The sequence below is a fragment of the Pseudomonas sp. GW822-FHT06B12 genome (assembly GCF_058799675.1).
In genome coordinates this window covers 1-21,870 of the sequence record NZ_JBXALR010000018.1, presented here as the reverse complement: position 1 = coordinate 21,870, position 21,870 = coordinate 1, and the positions used below count along the sequence as shown (strand labels likewise).

The window sequence follows — 21,870 nt, the reverse complement described above, 5'->3', positions numbered from 1 at the left end:
TTTTTTTCACCTGGAGCGACGTCATGTCCCTGCCAAGCCTGCGCCTCAAAGCCAACGCCGACCGTCGCCTGCGAAACGGCCACCTGTGGGTCTACAGCAACGAAATCGATGTAGCCGCCACCCCACTGCACGGCTTCAAGGCTGGCGATCAAGCGATTCTCGAAGCTGCCGGCGGCAAACCGCTGGGCATCGTCGCCATGAGCCCGAACAACCTGATCTGCGCTCGCCTGCTGTCGCGTGACATCAAGTTGCCGCTCGACAAGTCGCTGCTGGTGCACCGCATCAATGTTGCGCTGTCCCTGCGCGATCGTCTGTTCGACAAGCCGTTCTACCGCCTGGTCTACGGCGACTCCGACCTGCTGCCAGGCCTGGTGGTCGACCGTTTCGGCGACATCCTGGTGGTGCAGATCGCTTCGGCGACCATGGAAGCCCATAAAGACGACGTGATCGCCGCGCTGACCCAAGTGCTCAAGCCAAGCGGCATTCTGTTCAAGAATGACTCCGCCGCACGCGACGCCGAAGGCCTCAACCGCTACGTCGAAACCGTATTCGGCCTGGTGCCGGAGTGGGTTGCCCTGGAAGAGAACGGCGTGAAGTTCGAAGCGCCAGTCATCCAGGGACAGAAAACCGGCTGGTTCTACGACCACCGCATGAACCGCGCGCGCCTGGCACCTTATGCCAAAGGTAAACGCGTACTCGACCTGTACAGCTACATCGGCGGCTGGGGCGTGCAAGCTGCCGCTTTCGGTGCCAGTGAAGTGTTCTGCGTCGACGCTTCGGCCTTCGCCCTCGACGGTGTCGAGCGCAACGCCGCACTCAACGGTTTCGCCGACAAAATGACCTGCATCGAAGGCGACGTGTTCGAAGCCCTGAAAGAGCTGAAAGCCAGCGAAGAGCGTTTCGACGTGATCGTTGCTGATCCGCCAGCCTTCATCAAGCGCAAGAAAGACCTGAAGAACGGCGAAGGCGCCTACCGTCGTCTGAACGAGCAAGCCATGCGCCTGCTCAGCAAGGACGGCATCCTGGTCAGCGCTTCGTGCTCGATGCACCTGCCTGAAGACGATCTGCAGAACATCCTGCTGACCAGCGCCCGCCATCTGGACCGCAACATCCAGCTGCTGGAACGTGGCGGTCAGGGTCCGGATCACCCGGTGCACCCGGCTATCGCTGAAACCCGCTACATCAAGAGCATTACTTGCCGGTTGTTGCCTAACAGCTGATAGCTCCCTGCTTGTAGGAGCGAGCCAGCTCGCTCCTACAACAGACTCAAAAGGGCCCCGCGCCCGCCTGCAAGCTGCCAGTTGTCATCCCGCACGTCTCGCCAGCCCTGGTTCAACGTTTCCCGGCATTCCTTCCTGACGCCAGCGGTGTAGAATCGAACGATTCATCGCCAGTCATCCCCCGGCGGGTTTATGAGCTCAGGCTGAGGCGCGCGGCGATCCCGCAAAGTCATCGGCAACTTTCGGACACACGGCCATTTCTGAGTGTTCCCGAGGTCAATAGAAGCTCACTCCCCTTTCGATACCTGCTTAGCCGCCCGGAGTGCTCCATGCCTGATTACCGCTCGAAAACATCCACCCACGGCCGCAACATGGCCGGCGCCCGCGCACTGTGGCGCGCCACGGGGATGAAAGATGACGACTTCAAAAAGCCGATCATCGCCATTGCCAACTCGTTCACCCAATTCGTACCGGGCCACGTCCACCTCAAGGACCTCGGCCAACTGGTCGCCCGCGAGATCGAACGCGCTGGCGGCGTCGCCAAGGAATTCAACACCATCGCGGTCGATGACGGCATCGCCATGGGCCACGACGGCATGCTTTATTCGCTGCCGAGCCGCGAGATCATCGCCGACTCCGTCGAGTACATGGTCAACGCCCACTGCGCCGACGCGATCGTGTGCATCTCCAACTGCGACAAGATCACCCCCGGCATGCTGATGGCCTCCCTGCGCCTGAACATCCCGGTGATCTTCGTCTCCGGTGGCCCGATGGAAGCCGGCAAGACCAAACTCGCCAGCCACGGCCTCGACCTGGTCGACGCCATGGTAATCGCCGCCGACTCCAGCGCATCTGACGAGAAAGTCGCCGAGTACGAGCGCAGCGCCTGCCCGACCTGCGGTTCGTGCTCCGGCATGTTCACCGCCAACTCGATGAACTGCCTGGTCGAAGCCCTTGGTTTGGCATTGCCGGGCAACGGTTCGACCCTGGCCACCCACAGCGACCGCGAGCAGTTGTTCCTGCAGGCCGGCCGCACCATCGTCGAGCTGTGCAAACGCTACTACGGCGAGAACGATGAATCGGTGTTGCCGCGCAACATCGCCAACTTCAAGGCGTTCGAAAACGCCATGACGCTGGACATCGCCATGGGCGGCTCGACCAACACCATCCTGCACTTGCTGGCCGCCGCTCAGGAAGCCGAGATCGATTTCGACCTGAAGGACATCGACCGTCTTTCGCGTCACGTTCCGCAACTGTGCAAAGTCGCGCCGAACATCCAGAAGTACCACATGGAAGACGTGCATCGCGCTGGCGGGATCTTCAGCATCCTCGGCTCCCTCGCCCGTGGCGGCCTGTTGCACACCGACCTGCCGACCGTGCACAGCAAGACCATGGCCGAAGGTATTGCCAAGTGGGACATCACCCAGACCAACGACGAAGCGGTTCACCACTTCTTCAAGGCCGGTCCTGCAGGCATCCCGACCCAGACCGCGTTCAGTCAGTCGACCCGTTGGGAAACCCTCGACGACGACCGTGAAAACGGCTGCATCCGCAGTGTCGAACACGCTTACTCGCAAGAAGGCGGTCTGGCCGTGCTGTACGGCAACATCGCCCTGGACGGCTGTGTGGTGAAAACCGCGGGCGTCGACGAGTCGATCCACGTCTTCGAAGGCAACGCAAAAATCTTCGAAAGCCAGGACAGCGCCGTGCGCGGCATCCTTGCCGATGAAGTGAAAGAAGGCGATATCGTCATCATTCGCTACGAAGGTCCGAAAGGCGGCCCGGGCATGCAGGAAATGCTCTACCCGACGTCCTACCTGAAATCCAAAGGCCTGGGCAAAGCCTGCGCCTTACTCACCGACGGTCGCTTCTCCGGCGGCACTTCGGGCTTGTCCATCGGCCACGCTTCGCCAGAAGCCGCTGCCGGCGGTGCAATCGGCCTGGTACGGGACGGCGACAAGGTGTTGATCGACATTCCAAATCGCTCGATCAACCTGTTGGTCAGCGACGAAGAACTGGCTGCGCGCCGCGTCGAACAAGACAAGAAAGGCTGGAAACCGGTTGAAGTGCGTCCACGTAAAGTGACCACCGCACTGAAAGCCTACGCCTTGCTGGCGACCAGCGCCGACAAGGGCGCTGTGCGTAACAAAGCGATGCTCGACGGACTGTAAGGCTTAACCGTTGAACACAAAAATGCCCCGCCAAGTGCGGGGCATTTTTATTCTTGAGAATCCCCCGTAGGAGCTGGCGAAGCCTGCGATCTTTTGATCTTTGGGGTGTCCCGGAAAAGATCGCAGCCTGCGGCAGCTGCTACAAGATATCTTCCGGCTTGACGATCACCCAGTTCTTGTCCGCCGTCACTTCCAGACCTTCTTTGGCTTGGGCAGCGGCGTGCTTGGCCATCATGCCGTTGAGTTGGGTCATGTATTTGTCCTTGCGGTTGACCCACAAGTGCACACCGCCCTTGGCCACGTCGACGCTGTGGAACAGCATGTAGCCGTCACTGGACGGAGTGTCGCCGCCCACCAGCACCGGTTTTTTCCACTCATCGATGTAGGTCAGGATCGCCGCTTGCTTGCCGGCCATCCAGGTCGCCGGGGTCCACAAGTACGGGGTCAGCTCAAGGCCCAGGTTGGCCTTTTCGTCATACTTGCCGGCGCTGATCTGCTTGCGCGCGGTGGTCAGCTCGCCGGTCTTGCGGTCCTTGAGCAGCGTGCTCACGCCGATCACGTTTTGCGGTTTAACGTTGTAGCCGTACTTCGGATCAGCCGCGACCATGCGCACCAGCTCTTCGGAAGCAGCGGTCATCACGTAGACCTCGATGCCGTTCTCCATCAGCTTGTTGTACAGCTCGGCCTGGCCGGTGTAGACCTTCGGCGGCTGGACATCGATGTTCTTCACCACATCGCCGTCATAATAGGTGCTCGGCACCGTCTTACCGGAGGCCATCATCTCATCGACGTAGCCTTTGAGTTCCTTGAGGGTGAACCCCGAGAACACCTGAGCGACCCATGGGTAGCAAACCATGTCATCGACTTCGCAGAGGCGATAGTAGTAACTGAACAGGCTTTCCTTGTGGTCGGCGGTGTCCTTGAACGGCATCAGTTTCAGGGACGGATCAAGGGTCTCGCGGGTGATCAGGCCCTTGTTTTCCAGGTACGGCAACAACGATTCTTCGAGGTCATAGCGGTAGCTGGTGTTGTCCATGTCGAACACCGCGAAGTTACCCTTGTTGGCATTGGCCGCAATCATCGCGTCCAGCTGCTTGGCCTGAGCCTCGGGCCAGTGCTTGAGTTCGGTGGCAAACGCCTGACCCGCAAGACCCAGGCACATTGCGACGGCTAACAGTTTCGGTGTGAACCTCATATGCATTTCTCCCTGAATGAAAGCCATCGACGCTAACAAATCAGTGTGACAGTCCTCGTCTATGCACGACCGCTTGCGTCCCGAATCCGTCACCGGCATTCGCGACAGCGTCACAGCCTTATTCCAAAAACGACAGTTGCCATGCGTTTTTGATATTAATTCATTAGATATCAAGCTGTTAGGCTTGCCGGTTCGCAGTCGCCCTGGAATGCGATTGGCACAAGTCTTTTTGGAGTCTCAATGAATCTGCCGCTGATCCTCAATCTGCTGGTATTCCTCGCCTTGCTGTTCGGCCTGGCACAAACCCGTCACACCACCTGGAGCCTGGCCAAGAAAGTCCTGGTCGCACTGGTGCTGGGCGTGGTGTTCGGTGTTGCCCTGCACACTGTTTACGGTGCCGGCAGCCCGGTGCTGAAGGCCTCGATCGGCTGGTTCGATCTGGTCGGCAACGGTTATGTGCAGTTGCTGCAAATGATCGTGATTCCGCTGGTGTTCGCCTCGATCCTCAGCGCCGTCGCCCGTCTGCACAACGCTTCGTCGCTGGGCAAGATCAGCTTCCTGACCATCGGCACCCTGCTGTTCACCACCGCCATTGCAGCGTTGATCGGCATTGGCCTGACCAACCTGTTCGGCCTGACCGCCGAAGGTCTGGTCGCCGGCACCCAGGAAATGGCTCGCCTGCAAACCATTCAGACTGACTACGCAGGCAAGGTCGCCGACCTGAATGTCCCGCAGTTACTGTTGTCCTTCATCCCGCAGAACCCGTTCGCCGATCTGGCCCGGGCCAAGCCGACTTCGATCATCAGCGTGGTGATCTTCGCCGCATTCCTCGGGGTCGCGGCGCTGCAACTGCTCAAGGATGACGTCGAAAAAGGTCAGAAAGTGATCAACGCCATCGACACCCTGCAAGCCTGGGTGATGCGTCTGGTGCGTCTGGTGATGAAGCTGACCCCATACGGCGTATTGGCGCTGATGACCAAAGTGGTTGCCGGTTCCAACCTGCAAGACATCATCAAACTTGGCAGTTTCGTGGTCGTGTCCTACATCGGCCTGGGCCTGATGTTCGTGGTTCACGGCCTGTTGGTGTCACTGGCCGGGATCAACCCGTTGCGTTTCTTCCGCAAAGTCTGGCCGGTGTTGACCTTCGCCTTCACCAGCCGCTCTAGCGCCGCGAGCATTCCGCTGAGCATCGAAGCGCAAACCCGTCGCCTGGGCATTCCACAATCGATCGCCAGTTTCGCCGCCTCGTTCGGCGCGACCATCGGCCAGAACGGTTGTGCCGGTCTTTACCCTGCGATGTTGGCGGTGATGGTGGCGCCGACCGTGGGCATCAACCCGCTGGACCCGCTGTGGATCGCGACGCTGGTGGCGATTGTGACCTTGAGTTCGGCAGGGGTTGCCGGTGTCGGGGGTGGCGCAACCTTCGCCGCGCTGATCGTGCTGCCGGCCATGGGCTTGCCGGTGTCACTGGTGGCGCTGCTGATCTCGGTTGAACCGCTGATCGACATGGGCCGCACCGCATTGAACGTCAGTGGCTCGATGACTGCTGGCGCGATCACCAGCCAGATCATGCAGCAGACCGACAAAGAGCTGCTGGATGCGGATGAGCATGAGGAGTTGGCTCAGGCGTAATCAATGCCTGTAGACCGCCATCGCGAGCAAGCTCGCTCCCACAGTGGACAAGGTGAAACACATAGTGTGTGAACACCAAAAATCCCTGTGGGAGCGAGCTTGCTCGCGATGCTCTTAAGCTTTTTCCCACACCTCGAAGCTGTACGCCGGCTTGTCGTCCTCAGCCGGATTCGGAACATCCGATACCAGCTTCCACTGTTCCAGATCAAACTCCGGAAACCACGCGTCACCCTCAGGGCTCAGCGCCACGCGGGTCAGGTACAGCCGATCGGCCTGTGCCAGGCCTTGCGCATACAACTGCGCGCCGCCAATCAGCATCAACTCATCGACACCCTGCTCCAGCGCCCATTCCTGCGCCCGAACCACCGCCGCTTCCAGCGACGGATAGACTTCCGCGCCTTCAAGTTGCAGGTCGGTCTGACGGCTGACCACGATATTCAACCGGCCGGGCAGCGGACGACCGAGCGAATCCCAGGTCTTGCGACCCATGATGATCGGCTTGCCCAGCGTGGTGGCCTTGAAGTATTTGAAATCCCCCGGCAAGTGCCAGGGCATGCTGTTGTCGACGCCGATCACGCGGTTTTCACCGAGGGCTGCGATCAGGCTGAGGGGGAGAGTTTTTTTCATGTCGGCGAGGATACCAGAGCCGCGCTTACCCCGATAAGCGCCACAGCGGTTATGCTCAGCGTTCATTTGAGCGACGGGATGCCGCGTGACTGAACTGACACCACTGACAAAGCTCTGGCTGACTGAAACCATCCGCCTGCGCGAGGAACACGCAGGTCCACTGGAAGACCAGGAAGCCAACCGGCTGGCCCGCAGCGCTGGCGGCGATCTGCCGACCCGAATCGAGGCCCGCGCCCTGTGGTTGGCCGAACGCGACGGCTTGACCGTCGCCTTGCGCCATTGGCTGCAAGGTGCGCGACTGGCGCTGATCGTTCTGGCCGTACTGGCGATCATCAGCGGTGCCGGTATGGCGTTCGCTGCGTTGAGCGACGGCCAGACAGCGGTCAACGTGTTCTGGGCCCTCGGCAGCCTGCTCGGGCTGAACCTGATTCTGCTATTGAGCTGGGCCTCGGGCCTGATATTCGCTGGCGATTACGGCGCCACCCTTGGGCGTTTGTGGTTGTGGCTCAGCGAAAAACTCGCCCGCGACGCCAAGGCCGCACAACTGGCGCCGGCCCTGCTGCTGTTGCTGCAACGGCAGAAGCTCAATCGCTGGGTGCTCGGCTTGCTGGTCAATGGCTTGTGGCTGCTGGCGATGCTCACCGCTCTGGCGATTCTGCTGACGCTGATGGCAACCCGGCGCTACGGCTTCGTCTGGGAAACCACGATTCTCAGCGGCGACACGTTCGTGGTCATGACCCAGACCCTCGGCGCCCTGCCCGCATTGCTCGGCTTCAGCGTGCCGACCGTGGAGATGATCCGCGCCAGCGGTGACACCGCGCTGAACATCGAAAGCGCCCGGCAAGCCTGGGCCGCCTGGCTGGTAGGGGTATTGCTGGTGTACGGCGTATTGCCGCGTTTGCTGCTCGCGCTGTTCTGCCTGTGGCACTGGAAAAGCGGTCGTACTACGTTGCGTCTGGACCTTAACCTGCCTGGCTACGCACAGTTGCGCGAACGGCTGATGCCGAGCAGCGAACGCCTCGGCGTCAACGATGCCGCGCCCGAGCGCCTGCATCAGGTCGAAGGCGGCGCCAACTCCCTGGACAGCGACGGCGCATTGCTGGTGGCTATCGAACTGGACGACCAGCGCTCATGGCCGCCGCAACTACCGAAAAACGTCAAAGACGCTGGCATCCTCGACAGCCGTGAGTCCCGACAAAAATTGCTGGAACAGCTGACCCGTTTCCCACCGCAACGTCTGGCCATTGCCTGTGACCCTCGGCGCTCGCCGGATCGTGGCAGCCTGGCGCTGATCGCCGAACTCGCCCGCAGCGCCAGCGCGACACGCATCTGGCTGCTGCAAGCGCCGCCCGGTCAGGCACTCGACGCTGAACGCCTCGGCGACTGGCACGCCGCTCTGCGACAGTTGGAGTTGCCGTTCGCTGACTGCGCGCCGATGAACTGGCTGGAGTCGGGCCATGACTGATGCTGAAAAACGGCCACTGAAACTCGCCGTGGTCGGCCATACCAATGTCGGCAAAACCTCATTGCTGCGCACCCTGACCCGCGACGTCGGTTTCGGCGAAGTCTCCCATCGCCCGAGCACCACTCGGCATGTCGAGGGCGCCCGGCTGTCGGTGGATGGCGAAGCCTTGCTTGAGCTCTACGACACGCCGGGGCTGGAAGACGCGATTGCCCTGCTCGATTATCTGGAACGTCTGGAACGCCCCGGCGAACGCCTCGACGGCCCGGCGCGGCTGGCGCGTTTCCTCGACGGCAGCGAGGCGCGCCAGCGTTTCGAACAGGAAACCAAGGTGCTGCGTCAACTGTTGGCCTCCGACGCTGGCCTGTACGTGATCGACGCCCGTGAGCCGGTGCTGGCCAAGTACCGTGATGAACTCGAAGTGCTGGCCAGTTGCGGCAAACCGCTGCTGCCGGTGCTGAACTTCGTCAGCAGCGCCAACCACCGCGAGCCGGATTGGCGCGAGGCCCTGGCCCGTTTGGGCCTGCATGCGCTGGTGCGTTTTGACAGCGTGGCGCCGCCCGAAGATGGCGAACGGCGGCTCTATGAAAGTCTCGCGCTGTTGATCGAAAGCGCGCGCGGTCAGCTTGAGCGATTGATCGTCGACCAACAGGCCCAGCGCGAAGCGCGCCAGCAAAGCGCGGCACGTTTGATCGCCGAATTGCTGATCGATTGCGCCGCCTGTCGACGCAGCGTGGTCAGTGATGCCGCACAGGAACAGCAGGCCATCAGCGAACTGCGCAAAGCCGTTCGCCAACGCGAACAACGCTGCGTCGAAGCGCTGCTCAAGCTGTACGCCTTCCGTCTACAGGATGCCGCAGCCAGCGACTTGCCGCTGCTGGATGGCCGCTGGGGCGATGACTTGTTCAACCCCGAAACCCTCAAGCAATTGGGCGTGCGGGTCGGCAGCGGAATCGCTGCTGGCGCCGCGGCTGGTGCCGGCGTGGACTTGCTGGTAGGCGGCCTGACCCTCGGCGTGGCAGCACTGGCCGGGGCGATTGCCGGCGGCGCGCTGCAAACGGCGCGCAGTTACGGCAGCCGCTTGCTGGGCAAGATCAAAGGCCAGCGCGAGCTGACGGTCGACGACAGTGTGCTGCGTTTGTTGGCGTTGCGTCAGCGGCAACTGGTACAGGCCATGAACCTGCGCGGGCACGCAGCGATGGACAGCATTCAGGTCGCTACGCCGCAGGACAAGAGCTGGCGCGAAGGGAAACTGCCGGAGGCGTTGACCAAAGCCCGCGCACATCCGCAGTGGTCTTCGCTCAATCCTCATGCCAGGTTGAGTCAGGCGGAGCGGCAGGAGCAGATTGAGGTGTTGGCGCAGAAGGTGATCGAGGCTTGAATCTCGAGTGTCTGTACTGGCCCCATCGCGAGCAGGCTCGCTCCCACATTTAATCTCTGGTGCTCACAAATTATGTGTTCGCAGGAAGTCCAGTGTGGGAGCGAGCCTGCTCGCGATGGCAGCCACTCGGTTCCACGGCTCTACGCCGCCAATAATCGCCCAGCCTTCTCTTTCAATATCTCAAGATCAATCACCGGCACCCACACCTCCTTCGCCTGTTCATCCCACTGACGCATCCGCAGGCTAATCGCACACAACGGATCCTGCTCAAACGCCTCAGCCTCGGCAGCCGTCATCACCCCGCCCTGATATTCCAGCGTGCGCCGACTGGCCTCACTCAAGCGTTGGTAATAGCCCGCCTCTTTGAACGTCAGGTAACGCTTGGCCTGAACGTGATATTCCACCAGCCGCGCCATGCGTTCGCCAAAACCCAGGCGACGCAGGTAATCGGCGCCGAGGCGTTCATGGCTGGCCACGCCAAAGCCGCCCATGCTCTCGGCGTTCGCGGCGCAGAGATGCCCGATGTCGTGGAAGAACGCGGCCAGCACCACTTCATCGTCGAAGCCTTCGGCCATGGCCAGTTCGGCGGCCTGGGACATGTGCTCGATCTGCGACACCGGTTCGCCAATGTAGTCGCTGTCACCGAAGCGCTCATACCAGCCGAACACTTCGGCAATCGCCTGTTCGTTACGGCCCATCAGTGTTCTCCCAACAAGGTCCTGATGTTGCGCTCAGCCATCGCCGGCCCGACGCTCATGCCGACGCCCGTGTGCATCAACGCGGCATGCACGCCCGGTGCGGCCTGCAAGAACGAAAACGGCACTGCTCCGCGAGCGCCATAGACGCCCTGCCAACGCTCGACCACTTGCACCTTGCAACCCAGAGTCTGCTCGGCCAGTTCGAGCAGCCAGGTATCGACCTGTTCCGCGTTGAACGGTGACGGGTCGCTGCCGTAGTCGTGGGAATCACCAATGATCAGTTCGCCATGCGGCGTCGGGCTGATCAGCAGGTGAATACCGTGTTCATGCAGATGGGGCGCCTCACGCAGAATTTGCGCCTGCACCGCAGCCGCCTCCGGAAGATCAGCGAATGCGCCGTAGTGCACACAGCTCAAACCGGTGAGCAACGCGTGTTGCAGATTGAGGTTGATCTGCGGCCGGGCGCGGAGCATTTGCAGGCGGCAGATCTGCGGCTTGAGCGCGGCAATCGGCTCGGCCAGCAGGGTCTGATAATCGTGGCCGGAACAGACGATGATCTGCTCCCCCGTGAAACTGCCGGCGGTGCTGTGCACGCGACCGGGTTCGATATCGCGTACCAGAGTGGAGAAGTGAAACTCCACGCCGAGGTCGCGACGCAGGTAGTCGATCAACGCTGGAATTGCTTCACGCGAATACAGTTGCTGGTCATCCAGGCCGTGCAATGCTGCGCGATGATGCCGGAACTGGCCACCGTACACATCGCCCAATGCGGCGCCGCGCAACAGCTCGACGCGGTAACCGTGTTCGATAGCGCGGCCGGCACAGAAGGCTTCCAGCAGTTGCTCTTCAGCTTCGGTGCGAGCAAACAAATACGAGCCGTTGCGCTTGAGCTGCAAACCCGCCCGTTGCGCCCACTGGCCCCAGATTTCGCGGCTGGCCTTGGCCAGTTCAAGCATTTGTCCCGGCGGCTGGCCAGTGACCAGCGCTTGGCCAAAGTTACGCACCGAGGCGCCCAGGGGTGTGGCGCTGCGTTCGAAGACCTTGACCTTGAGCCCGCGCCTGGCTGCGGCATAAGCGTGGGACAGGCCGAGAATGCCGGCACCGACGATCAGCATGTCGCTGTGGTGTGTCATGACGTTTGTCCTGAATTCAGAACCGCTATCGCGAGCAAGCTCGCTCCCACATTGGATCTGTGATCAACGCAAATCCCCTGTGGGAGCGAGCTTGGTCCGGGCGGCGATCCGACGATGAGGCCCTGTCAGCCGATGAAGATCTTACTTGGCAACCACCTTCTCGGACTTGCCGTCATAGCGCTTACGCCATTCGCTGAGGATCTCGTCGCGGTTTTTCGAGGCCCAAGCGAAGTCGTTCTTGATCAGGCGTTGTTCGTAGTCGGCCGGCAGTTCGGTCTGTGGCTTGGCGATGCCTGGCTGGGCGAGTACCGCGAAGTTTTCCTTGTACAGCTCCATCGCCGCCGGGCTTGCGGAGAAATCGGCGAGTTTCTTCGCCGCGTCTTCATGCGGCGTGCCCTTGATCACCGCGGTGGCTTCGATTTCCCAGCCCAGACCTTCTTTCGGCAGAACGATGTCCAGCGGCGCGCCTTGGCGCTTCAACTGCACCGCCGGGTATTCGAAAGAGATACCGATCGGGAATTCGCCGGCAGCCGCCAGCTTGCACGGCTTGGAACCGGAGTGAACGTACTGGCCGATGTTCTGGTGCAGCGCGTCCATGTACTGCCAGCCCTGCTTCTCGCCGAAGGTTTGCAGCCAGGCGCTGACGTCGAGGAAACCGGTACCGGACGAGGCCGGGTTCGGCATGACGATCTTGCCTTTGTATTCAGGCTTGGTCAGGTCCTGCCAGCTCACCGGTTTGGTCAGGCCCTGTTTCTCGGCTTCGACGGTGTTGAAGCAAATGGTCGCCGCCCAGACGTCCATGCCAACCCAGGCTGGTGGGTTGGCGGCGTCGCGGTAGTTGCTGCCGATCTTGCCGAGGTCCTTCGGTGCGTAGCTTTGCAGCATGCCTTGCTGATCGAGGATCGCCAGGCTGGACGCGGCCAGGCCCCAGACCGCGTCAGCCTGCGGGCGGGCTTTTTCGGCCAGCAGTTTGGCGGTGATAATCCCGGTGGAATCGCGCACCCATTTGATCTCGACGTCCGGGTTGGCCTTTTCGAAAGCCTCTTTGTAGGACTTCAGTTGCTCGGCTTCGAGGGCGGTGTAGACCGTCAACTCGGTTTTCGCCGCGAAGGCGTTCAGGCTGAAAGCGGTGAGGACAGCAGCGGCTAGGGCCATTGGCTTGAACATGTCTTTTTCCTTTTGTTTACCGGCAGTTGAGTTCAGGTTTGCGGGAGTGGAAATCAGTTGCCGGGCGCTGTTTGCCGCCAGGCCTGGGAGCGGCGCAGCAGGCCGCGCGACGCCCAGGCCAGGAGCAGGGAAACGCCCGCCGAAGTGAACAGAATCAGAGTCGACATGGCCGCCGCGCCGCCGACGTTGCCGGCGTCGTCCATGTTCAGCACTGCCACCGCCGCGAGGATGGTGTCGGGGCTGTAGAGGAAGATCGCCGCCGACACCGTGGTCATCGCCGAGACGAACAGGTAGCGCACGATGTCCAGCAGCGCCGGCAGGCAGATCGGCACGGTGACGCGCAGGTAGTGGCGGTACAGCGGCGCCTTGAGCGACAGCGCGGCGGCTTCGAACTCGGCGTCGAGCTGACGCAGCGCGGTGGTGGCGGTCATTTGCGCAGTGGTCAAATAATGAGCAATGGTGCAGATCACCAGCAGGGTCATCGTCCCGTAGAGCACATGCAGCGGGTTGCCGTTCAGGTTGAAAAAGAACACGTAGCCCAGGCCCAGCACCAAACCCGGCACCGCCATCGGCACGAAGCTGAGCATTCGCAGCGCCAGATTCAAGCCGCGCTGACCACGGGTTTTCTCCATCAGATAGGCGCCGGTGAAGATCAAGCCGCTGCCGATCAACGCGGTGCACAAGGCCATCTTCACGCTGTTGCCGTAGGCCAGCCAGCCGCCACCGGCGGTGTCGCCAAACTGGTAGTGATTGAGCGACAGCGACAGGTTGTATGGCCAGAACTTCACCAGCGACGAGTACACCGCCATACCGAACACCAGCAGCAGCGCGGCGCAGATCAACAGGACGATGCTCAGGTAGCAGCCATCCCGCAGCCGCGACGGCGCCGGTTGAAAGACTTGTGCCCGACCGCTCATGGAGTCGCCATGCCGACGGCGCAACCAGGCGTCAACGCCGAAGCTGAACAGTGCCGGCAGCAGCAGCACCATGCCGATCAGCGCACCGCGACCGAATTGCTGCTGGCCGACCACCGCTTTGTAGGCTTCCAGCGCCAGTACTTGATAGTCGCCACCGACCACCACCGGCACACCGAAATCGGTAATGGTCAGGGTGAACACCAGGCAGAACGCGGCGAACACCGCTTGCCGGGTCGCCGGCCAGGTGATGCTGCGAAAGGCCTTGGCCGGACTGGCGCCCATGCTCGACGCCGCATCGAACAAACGCGCATCCGCCAGGGACAACGCCGAGAGCAGGATCATCAAGGCGTGGGGAAAGGTATAAATCACTTCGCCGAGGACAATGCCCCAGAAGCCGTAAATGTTGTCCGACAGCAGCCCGCGCAACATGCCCTGGTTACCGAACAGGTAGACCAATGCGATACCCGGCAGCATCGACGGTGCCATCAATGGCAACAGCGACATGCCGCGCCAGATCGCCTTGCCGGGAATCAGTGTGCGTTGCAGCGCGTAGGCAAACAGGTAGGCCAGCGGAACGACGATGGCCGCCACACTGAGGGAGACTTTCAGACTATTGCCCAGCAGCCAGTGAAAATTCTCACTGGTCAGCAGTTCTCGGGCGGCAACTAATCCACCGCCCTGCCCGGCGTCGCTGCTGAAGCCGCGCCAGAAGATCGCCAGCAGCGGCATCAATACCGCGACGCTGAGCAGGCACAACAGCAACACCTTGCCGCCGACCACGAACAGCCGGTCGCCGATTTCGGCGCGGGAAGCCTGCCGAACCTGCTTGTGCGGTATCGGCAGGGCGATCTGCTCGCTCATCAGGCAAACACCTGCAAGCTGCGCGGCGGCAAGGCGACCATGATGTCCTGAGCGCCCAATCGCGGCATGGCTTCAGGCGCCAGTTCGGCGAGTAGCGCATGGCCCGGCAGTTGGTTGAGTTCAAAGCTCATCCGACAGCGATTGCCGAGAAAGGTGATTTCGCGAACCTTGGCCGGGAACAAGTTTTCTTCATGCACCGGCGGGTTGATGCTGATCGCTTCCGGGCGACAGAACAGTCGACCTGAAGCGGCTTTGCCGGAGTTGTCGGCCAACCGCACATTCATTCCGCCGACCTGCGCGTGGCTGTCGCTGTTGCGCTGGAACGGCAACCAGTTGCCCTGCCCGACGAACTCGGCAACAAACGGTGTGGCCGGGCGGTTGTAGATTTCCTGGGGCGTGGCGTACTGCTCGACCTTGCCGTTGTTCATCACGGCAATGCGGTCGGCCATCAGCATGGCCTCGTCCTGATTGTGGGTGACCATCAAGGTGGTAATGCCGAGGTTGCGCTGCAATTGGCGCAACTCGGTGCACAGATGCTCACGAACCCGCGCGTCGAGGGCCGACATTGGTTCGTCCAGCAGCAACAGTGACGGTGCCGGCGCCAAGGCCCGGGCCAGTGCCACGCGCTGTTGCTGACCGCCGGACAATTGGCCGGGGTATTTCTTTTCACTGCCGATCAGGCCCACCAGTTCAAGCATTTGCGCCACGCGCTTGCGCACTTCCTCGCGGCCGCTGCCGGCCAGGCCGTAGGCAATGTTGGCTTCGACGGTGAGATTGGGGAACAGCGCGTAGGACTGGAACAGAATGCCGTAGTCCCGAGCCTGCGGTGCCAGCAGGGAAACATCCCGACTACCCAGGTACAACTCGCCGCGATCCTGACGCTCCAGACCAGCGATGCAGCGCAGCAAGGTGGTCTTGCCGCAACCGGAAGGCCCGAGCAGACACACCAGCTCACCGGCCTCGACGTCCAGCGAAACGTTATCCAGCGCAGTGAAGGCGCCGAAGCGTTTCTCGATACCGCGCACCTTCATCGGCGCACCGGGGAAGACCTGGGCAATTGCATTCGGGTGGTTCATGGACGGGCCTCATCAAGCAGATGAAGGCCATCCTAGGTTTGTAATGCGTCCGTCATGTGGCAGCGAGGCAAAAACGGCCGATAGTGGTATTCGGGAATTTGGGTTCAAGTCATGTGTTGCATGGGCTGACGCCATCGCGAGCAAGCTCGCTCCCACAGGGGTACGCGGTCACCTGTGGGAGCGAGCTTGCTCGCGATGAGGCCCTCACTGGCGATAAAGGTCTCTAGACCGGAGCCATTTCCTGCGCCAGGCCAAGAAACGCCGCCGGCAGGCGTGCGCCTTTGCGTTCTTTGAGGCAGTACAGGTATTCGGGGATCTGCGGGGCGTTTTCGAGGGTCAGCACCCGCAGTTGCGGGTCATGGGGCACTTCCTGGCGGGCGATGATGCTGATGCCGATGTTGCGCAGCACCGCTTCACGGATCGACTCGCGGCTGCCGATCTCCAGCAACGGGCCGAAGCTCACTCCGGCGCTCGCCAGCAGTTCTTCGGTCAGACGACGGGTGGTCGAGCCGGTTTCGCGCATCAACAAGGTGTGCCCAACCAAGGCACTCAGCGGAATATGATCATGCACCGCCAGCGGATGGTTACGGTGCACCGCCAGCACCAGCGGATCGCTGCCCAGCACCCGACGGATCAACCGTGGGTCTTCAAGCAGTTGTGATGAAGCGGCGATGTCGACCCGATATTCCTCAAGGGATTCGAGCACCTGTTGGGAGTTGCCGATTTCCACCGAGACGTCCACCTGCGGAAGCCGTTCGCGGAAGGTTTTCACCAGGTCGAGGATGTAATACGGCGCGGTGGCGGCGATGCGCAGCGCGCCTTGAACCTGACCGCTGTTGCGCAGGAAAAACTCGATATCGGCTTCCTGCTGCAACAGGGTTTTGACCATTGGCAGCAACCGCGCGCCGTCCTCACTGAGCGTTAACCGACGACCCCCGCGATAGAACAGTTCAACCGAATACTGGCTTTCCAGATGACGAATCTGGGTGGTCACCGTAGGTTGGCTCAGGCCGAGCTTTTTCGCCGCGAGGGTAATGCTCCCCAAACGCGCGACCCTGTAAAAAGCCTTCAGCTCGGCACTCAGCACATCACCCTCACATCGATTATTTGCGCAACAGGCGCAGACCGTTGAACACCACCAGCAGGGCCACGCCCATGTCGGCAAAGACCGCCATCCACATGGTGGCGAGACCCACGAAGGTTACCCCAAGAAAGATCGCCTTGATGACCAATGCCAAGGCAATATTTTGCGTGAGGATATTCGAGGTCTGCCGCGACAAGCGGATAAACGCCGGGATCTTGCGCAGATCATCGTCCATCAGGGCGACATCGGCGGTTTCAATCGCGGTATCGGTGCCAGCGGCAGCCATGGCAAAACCGATCTGCGCACGGGCCAGCGCCGGGGCATCGTTGATGCCGTCGCCGACCATGCCGACCCGGTGCCCTTGGGCGTACAGACCTTCGATAGCCTTGAGCTTGTCGGTCGGCAGCAGGTCGCCTTGCGCCTGATCGATGCCCACTTGGGCGGCAATCGCCCGAGCGGTGTGCGGGTTGTCGCCGGTCAGCATCAAGGTTTTGATGCCCAGTTCATGCAACTGCTGGATCGCTTCGCGGCTGGATTCCTTCACTGTGTCGGCTACTGCAAACAGCGCCAGCGGGCCAGAGCTGTCGAGCAGCAATACCACGGTCTTGCCCTGCTCTTCGAGGGCAAACAGTTTCTCTTCCAGGGCTGGCGAGCACAGGCCCAGCTCTTCCACCAAACGGTGGTTACCCAAGTGGTAAACCTGGCCGTTGATTTCACCGCGCACGCCACGGCCGGTCAGCGCTTCGAAGTTATCCACAGCGAGCAGCGTCAGCTGTTTATCCACAACCGCTTTGGCGATGGCCAGCGATACCGGGTGATCGGAACGCCCGGCGAGGCTGGCGGCCAGAACCTCTGCGGTGCTTTCGACCGTTGGGTCCAGAGACAGGTAATCGGTCTGCACCGGTTTGCCGTGAGTGATCGTGCCGGTCTTGTCCAGCGCCAGGTAATCGAGTTTGTGACCACCCTCCAGGTACACGCCGCCCTTGATCAGGATGCCTTTGCGCGCCGCCGCCGCCAGACCGCTGACAATGGTTACCGGGGTGGAAATCACCAGCGCGCAGGGGCACGCGACCACCAGCAACACCAGTGCGCGGTAGATCCAGTCGAACCAGGCCGCGCCCATGAACAGCGGCGGGATGAGCGCCACGGCCAAGGCAAGGATGAACACCACCGGCGTGTAGATTTTCGAGAAGCGGTCAACGAAGCGTTGGGTCGGTGCCCGTGCGCCCTGTGCTGCTTCCACGGCATGAATGATCCGCGCCAGGGTCGAGTTGTTGGCGGCGGCAGTGACTTTGAACTCCAGCGAACCGGCCTGGTTGATGGTCCCGGCGAAGACTTTGTCGCCGACGGTTTTCTCGACGGGCAGGCTTTCACCGGTGATCGGCGCCTGGTCGATGGTCGAGCTGCCGGACAGCACTTCGCCGTCCAGACCAATGCGCTCGCCGGGACGAACCCGCACCCGCGCGCCGAGATCGATGCTTTTAGCTTCACGCTCGATCCAACTACCATCATCCTGCTGCACGGTGACCTTTTCCGGGGTCATCTGCATCAGCCCGCTGATCGCATTGCGCGCGCGGTCCAGGGATTTGGCTTCGATCAGCTCGGCCACGGTGAACAGGAACATCACCATCGCCGCTTCCGGCCATTGGCCGATCAGCACCGCACCGGTCACCGCGATGCTCATCAGCGCGTTGATGTTCAGGTTGAGGTTCTTCAGGGCGATCCAGCCCTTTTTATAGGTGCCCAAACCGCCGCAGAGGATCGAAATCAGCGCAACAATCGCCACCACCCAGGTCGGCGCGGCGTTGGTGAAGTGAAGCACCTCGGCAGCCAAAGCACCGATACCCGACACCGCCAACGGCCACCAGGGCTTTTTCACCGGTGCCGGGCTGGCTTGCGCATCCGCGCCCTGCTCAATGGGTTCGGCCAACATGCCAATCGACTTGATGGCGTCGATGATCGGCGCAGTGCTTGGCAGGTCGTGAGTCACGCCCAGCACGCGGTTGATCAGGTTGAATTCCAGTTGCTGCACACCCGTAAGCTTGCCGAGTTTGTTCTGGATCAGCGTCTGCTCGGTCGGGCAGTCCATGGCGTCGATGCGAAAACGGCTCAAGCGCGCGCCATCGGTCGGCGTTTCGCTGAGTTTGATCAACGAAGGCGCCGCCGCACTGGAACAGCAAGAACCGTGACTGGCGTGATCGTGTTTCTGAACCGGCTGAAGCTTCGGCCCGTGGCTGTGATCGTGATCCGCGTGGGGTTTGTGGGTGTGCTGGGAGTCGCTCATAAGGTCGCGTCCAAAAAGTGCCTGTTGCCAAGTAAAGACCCTGTAGCCACTATAGGGTCAAGCAACCTTTTGGAGACTGACGCAATGAAGATCGGTGAACTGGCGAAACTGACCGACTGCCAGGTCGAAACCATCCGTTATTACGAGCGCGAAGGCCTGTTACCGGAACCGGCCCGCAGCGAAGGCAATTACCGCTTGTACACCCAGGCCCACACCGAACGCCTGACCTTCATCCGCAACTGCCGCACCCTCGACATGACCCTCGAAGAAATCCGCAGCCTGCTCAGCCTGCGTGACAGCCCGCAGGACCAATGCGAAAGCGTCAACGCACTGATCGACGAGCACATCCACCACGTCAAGGCGCGAATCGACGGTTTACTGGCCTTGCAGATACAACTGCTGGAACTGCGCCAAAGCTGCAGCGAACGGCCGGATATCGAACAGTGCGGGATTCTGCAGCAGCTGGAAGTCAGCGGTGGCGTGGCGGCGAGTGAAACCGGGCATTCGCATGTCGGCAGAAGCCACGGGCATTAATCGGCCTGGCGTAGCAGCAGCAAAAGCATGGCCATAGCGGCCAGCACCGCTCCAGTGATGAAGGTGCTTTGTGCGCCGACGGTTTGCCACAGCCAGCCGGCGAGAACACTGGCGATCAACAGACAGACGCCGCTGATCAGATTGAAAATGCCGAACGCTGTACCTTTCAGTTCCTGGGGAGCCGTATCGGCGACCAGTGTGGCGAGGATGCCTTGGCTGAAACCCATGTGCAGCCCCCACAAGGCCACGCCCAGCATCATCGTCAGGATCGAGTGGGATTGAGCGAGCACCAGGTCCGCCAGCACCAGCAGCCCCATACCGAGACAGAGCAGTTTGGTGCGGCTGATGCGGTCAGACAGCCAACCGGCCGGGTACGCGGACAACGCATAGAACCCCGACATGACCACCATCACCAGCGGCACCCACGTGGCTGACAGACCTGTCTGCTGCGCCCGCAACACCAGGAACGCCTCGCTGAAACGCGCCAGCGTAAACACCCCTCCAACGACGACCACCCACCAATACCCGGACGAAAAGTCGTGAAGGACTCGCCAATGAATGGGTGATCGAAAGGTGTGCTTGCCAGCCGCGTGCTCAGGCTCTTTTACCCCGGTGACAATCAGCGCTACCGCGATGACCGCCGGGATGACGGCGAACCACAACACCTGCTGGATATCCGTGAGCCAAAGCATCAGCACGATGGCCAGCGCAGGACCGACAAGAGCACCGACGGTGTCCATCGATTGGCGCAAGCCGAAACACGCACCGCGAATTTCCAGCGGCGCTACGTCCGCCACCAAGGCATCGCGCGGCGCGCCGCGAATGCCTTTGCCGATACGATCGAGAAAACGCGCAGTGAACACCACCTCCACCGAGTGAGCCAGCGGGAATAGCGGTTTGGACAACGCAGCCAAACCGTATCCGAGTAACAGCAGGCCTTTGCGCCGGCCGATAAAGTCGCTGATCGCACCCGAGAAGACTTTGACCAGCATCGCCGTCGCTTCGGCGATGCCCTCGATGATGCCGACAGTCAGCGCGCTCGCGCCCAGGGTCGTGACCAGAAACACCGGCAGAAGGCTGTGCACAAGCTCAGACGAAACATCCATGAACAGGCTGACAAAGCCCAAGGCCCAAATAGTCCGCGGAATACGCAGAGGTACCGATCTGGCCTGATTCACCTGTTCATCCTGTCGTGCTCCAAGGCCTCATCGGCGGCTATGAAACAGATACCCGAGCCCTAGACCCTATGGCTGAGTGTTGGAAATACTCGCTGGTACAGACGCTCAAGAACGTCGAGCAGATGCTCGCCAAATTGTTTGAAGCCCAACACTTCCCGCACCAGCCAAGCGCTGGCCAGCGACACCAGCAACGACCCGGCAATATCGAATGGAAAGTGCACGCCCAGGTAGACACGCGCCCAACCAACCAACGCCCCCAGCAGCAGAACCAGCAGACCCAGCTTGCGCAGCGCTGCCAGCATTAATGCAAAGGCCAGCGTGAACATCACTGTAGCGTGGTCGCTGGGGAACGATGACTCAGCGGCATGCGCCAGAAAGTTTTGCCCCAGCCCCAGCATGAACGGCCGCGGGTGGAACCAAAGGCTGCTGATCAGCAAATTGCAGCCCAGCGCGAAAACGATACTCAGCGTCGCAGTGACCGCCGCCGCCCGCTGCTGGCGTGTCCCGCGCAGCCACAAGCCGATCAGCAGAAGCGGTACGCAGAAGATCAGCCACTGCGCCAGAAACATTGCCAAAGAGCGCATTGGCGCCGAGGCATCCACGCTGGCATTGATCGCCATAAACAGGCTGCGATTGAGTTCTTCCACAAATAGACGCCATTCAGATCATCAGAAAACCCCGCGCCGCGATAACGCGGTGAGCGGTACACATCATAGTAGTTGCAATCGCCCGGACAGTCGGAGCACTCCGCTATCCGGGCTTCAGGCGTTTGACGCCTGTGTTACCCCAAGTCCTGCTGCCACACGGCACGTCAGCGACTGGGTGAAGCACGCCGTCAATTCGAGCGTTCGACAGTGTCGGACTGCGCTTTCTGACTGCTCGCTACGGCCTGCGCATGCTCAGACTGCTGATAGTGAACCATCGCCACATCGCGTGCGGCGTCCATTCGAGCCTGGACCTTGTCGCCGCCGCCTTCGGCCATCGCGGCCACAGAAGCACACATCAGGGAAACGATCACAAAAGCTTTCAGGAATTTCATCGGGAACTCTCCAGTAGTTGGGTTCAGCCAGACCGTGTATTGGCTGACTGGAGCTCATCCTATAGGGCGCTATTTATCGACCCTTTCCCCTGGAGATGAATTTTCTGACATGTAGACGTAGGAGCTGCCGCAGGCTGCGGCAGCTCCTTGTATGTTGCACCGGAATCAAACGAGAGGATTTAATCTCGTCGGTGCACACATGCAAATGCGT

18 protein-coding genes are annotated in these 21,870 nt (G+C 61.2%); 6 read left to right on the top strand and 12 right to left on the bottom strand.

All coding sequences use genetic code 11. From position 1 onward, the window contains the following. Nucleotides 1-23: 23 nt before the first annotated feature. Both AC1RKH_RS26900 and ilvD read left to right on the top strand, forming a co-directional pair. Complete coding sequence (locus tag AC1RKH_RS26900; protein ID WP_493064394.1) at nt 24-1,220, top strand: class I SAM-dependent rRNA methyltransferase; 1,197 nt, start codon at nt 24-26, stop codon at nt 1,218-1,220. A gap of 329 nt (nt 1,221-1,549) precedes the next feature. Beyond that, nucleotides 1,550-3,391: a dihydroxy-acid dehydratase gene (ilvD, locus tag AC1RKH_RS26895; protein WP_123426405.1), complete on the top strand. Its 1,842-nt coding sequence runs from the start codon at nt 1,550-1,552 to the stop codon at nt 3,389-3,391. A gap of 139 nt (nt 3,392-3,530) precedes the next feature. Here ilvD and AC1RKH_RS26890 read toward each other — a convergent pair whose 3' ends face one another. Further along, nucleotides 3,531-4,586, bottom strand: a complete 1,056-nt coding sequence (locus AC1RKH_RS26890) for an HAD family hydrolase (RefSeq protein ID WP_493064395.1) — start codon at nt 4,584-4,586, stop codon at nt 3,531-3,533. A gap of 240 nt (nt 4,587-4,826) precedes the next feature. On the opposite strand from AC1RKH_RS26890, the gene AC1RKH_RS26885 reads away from it, so the two are divergent. Continuing rightward, entirely contained in the window at nt 4,827-6,218 is a 1,392-nt protein-coding gene (locus tag AC1RKH_RS26885) for an L-cystine transporter (protein WP_123426324.1), read from the top strand. Between the two features lie 114 nt (nt 6,219-6,332). Here the strand turns inward: AC1RKH_RS26885 and AC1RKH_RS26880 are convergent, their stop codons facing one another. Then, nucleotides 6,333-6,845: a dihydrofolate reductase gene (locus tag AC1RKH_RS26880; RefSeq protein ID WP_493064396.1), complete on the bottom strand. Its 513-nt coding sequence runs from the start codon at nt 6,843-6,845 to the stop codon at nt 6,333-6,335. Nucleotides 6,846-6,930: 85 nt separating this feature from the next. Between AC1RKH_RS26880 and AC1RKH_RS26875 the strand changes: the two genes are divergently transcribed. Both AC1RKH_RS26875 and AC1RKH_RS26870 read left to right on the top strand, forming a co-directional pair. Next, nucleotides 6,931-8,310 (top strand): DUF2868 domain-containing protein, encoded by a 1,380-nt coding sequence (locus tag AC1RKH_RS26875; RefSeq protein WP_493064397.1) that lies wholly within the window; start codon nt 6,931-6,933, stop codon nt 8,308-8,310. Continuing rightward, nucleotides 8,303-9,688 carry a GTPase/DUF3482 domain-containing protein gene (locus AC1RKH_RS26870; RefSeq protein ID WP_493064398.1) on the top strand — a complete coding sequence of 462 codons (1,386 nt, stop codon included), beginning with the start codon at nt 8,303-8,305 and terminating at the stop codon, nt 9,686-9,688. Before AC1RKH_RS26875 ends, AC1RKH_RS26870 begins: the two co-directional genes overlap by 8 nt. Nucleotides 9,689-9,828: 140 nt before the next feature. Here AC1RKH_RS26870 and AC1RKH_RS26865 read toward each other — a convergent pair whose 3' ends face one another. The 7 genes from AC1RKH_RS26865 to AC1RKH_RS26835 all read right to left on the bottom strand — a co-directional run bounded on the left by AC1RKH_RS26865 (nt 9,829) and on the right by AC1RKH_RS26835 (nt 18,908). Further along, nucleotides 9,829-10,386 (bottom strand): phosphonate degradation HD-domain oxygenase, encoded by a 558-nt coding sequence (locus AC1RKH_RS26865; protein WP_493064399.1) that lies wholly within the window; start codon nt 10,384-10,386, stop codon nt 9,829-9,831. Beyond that, nucleotides 10,386-11,519, bottom strand: coding sequence for a TIGR03364 family FAD-dependent oxidoreductase (locus AC1RKH_RS26860; protein ID WP_493064400.1), 1,134 nt, complete (start codon nt 11,517-11,519; stop codon nt 10,386-10,388). Before AC1RKH_RS26860 ends, AC1RKH_RS26865 begins: the two co-directional genes overlap by 1 nt. 141 nt (nt 11,520-11,660) lie before the next feature. After that, on the bottom strand, nt 11,661-12,686 hold the full coding sequence (locus tag AC1RKH_RS26855; RefSeq protein WP_493064401.1) for a putative 2-aminoethylphosphonate ABC transporter substrate-binding protein: 1,026 nt from the start codon (nt 12,684-12,686) through the stop codon (nt 11,661-11,663). Nucleotides 12,687-12,739: 53 nt separating this feature from the next. After that, nucleotides 12,740-14,464 carry a putative 2-aminoethylphosphonate ABC transporter permease subunit gene (locus AC1RKH_RS26850; protein ID WP_493064402.1) on the bottom strand — a complete coding sequence of 575 codons (1,725 nt, stop codon included), beginning with the start codon at nt 14,462-14,464 and terminating at the stop codon, nt 12,740-12,742. Then, on the bottom strand, nt 14,464-15,540 hold the full coding sequence (locus tag AC1RKH_RS26845; protein WP_123426314.1) for a putative 2-aminoethylphosphonate ABC transporter ATP-binding protein: 1,077 nt from the start codon (nt 15,538-15,540) through the stop codon (nt 14,464-14,466). Before AC1RKH_RS26845 ends, AC1RKH_RS26850 begins: the two co-directional genes overlap by 1 nt. A gap of 223 nt (nt 15,541-15,763) precedes the next feature. Continuing rightward, complete coding sequence (locus tag AC1RKH_RS26840) at nt 15,764-16,627, bottom strand: LysR family transcriptional regulator (RefSeq protein ID WP_493064403.1); 864 nt, start codon at nt 16,625-16,627, stop codon at nt 15,764-15,766. A 16-nt stretch (nt 16,628-16,643) separates the two neighbouring features. After that, entirely contained in the window at nt 16,644-18,908 is a 2,265-nt protein-coding gene (locus AC1RKH_RS26835; RefSeq protein ID WP_493064404.1) for a heavy metal translocating P-type ATPase, read from the bottom strand. A gap of 84 nt (nt 18,909-18,992) precedes the next feature. On the opposite strand from AC1RKH_RS26835, the gene cadR reads away from it, so the two are divergent. Then, a complete protein-coding gene (cadR, locus tag AC1RKH_RS26830; protein WP_493064405.1) occupies nt 18,993-19,442 on the top strand; it encodes a Cd(II)/Pb(II)-responsive transcriptional regulator in 450 nt (149 codons plus the stop codon). Here the strand turns inward: cadR and AC1RKH_RS26825 are convergent. The 3 genes from AC1RKH_RS26825 to AC1RKH_RS26815 form a co-directional block, all read right to left on the bottom strand. Beyond that, entirely contained in the window at nt 19,439-20,620 is a 1,182-nt protein-coding gene (locus AC1RKH_RS26825) for an MFS transporter (RefSeq protein ID WP_493064406.1), read from the bottom strand. The two genes, cadR and AC1RKH_RS26825, sit on opposite strands and share 4 nt — an antisense overlap. 59 nt (nt 20,621-20,679) lie before the next feature. Next, nucleotides 20,680-21,267, bottom strand: a complete 588-nt coding sequence (locus AC1RKH_RS26820) for an undecaprenyl-diphosphatase (RefSeq protein ID WP_493064407.1) — start codon at nt 21,265-21,267, stop codon at nt 20,680-20,682. A gap of 188 nt (nt 21,268-21,455) precedes the next feature. After that, a complete protein-coding gene (locus tag AC1RKH_RS26815; RefSeq protein ID WP_493064408.1) occupies nt 21,456-21,659 on the bottom strand; it encodes a co-regulatory protein PtrA N-terminal domain-containing protein in 204 nt (67 codons plus the stop codon). Nucleotides 21,660-21,870: the final 211 nt, after the last annotated feature.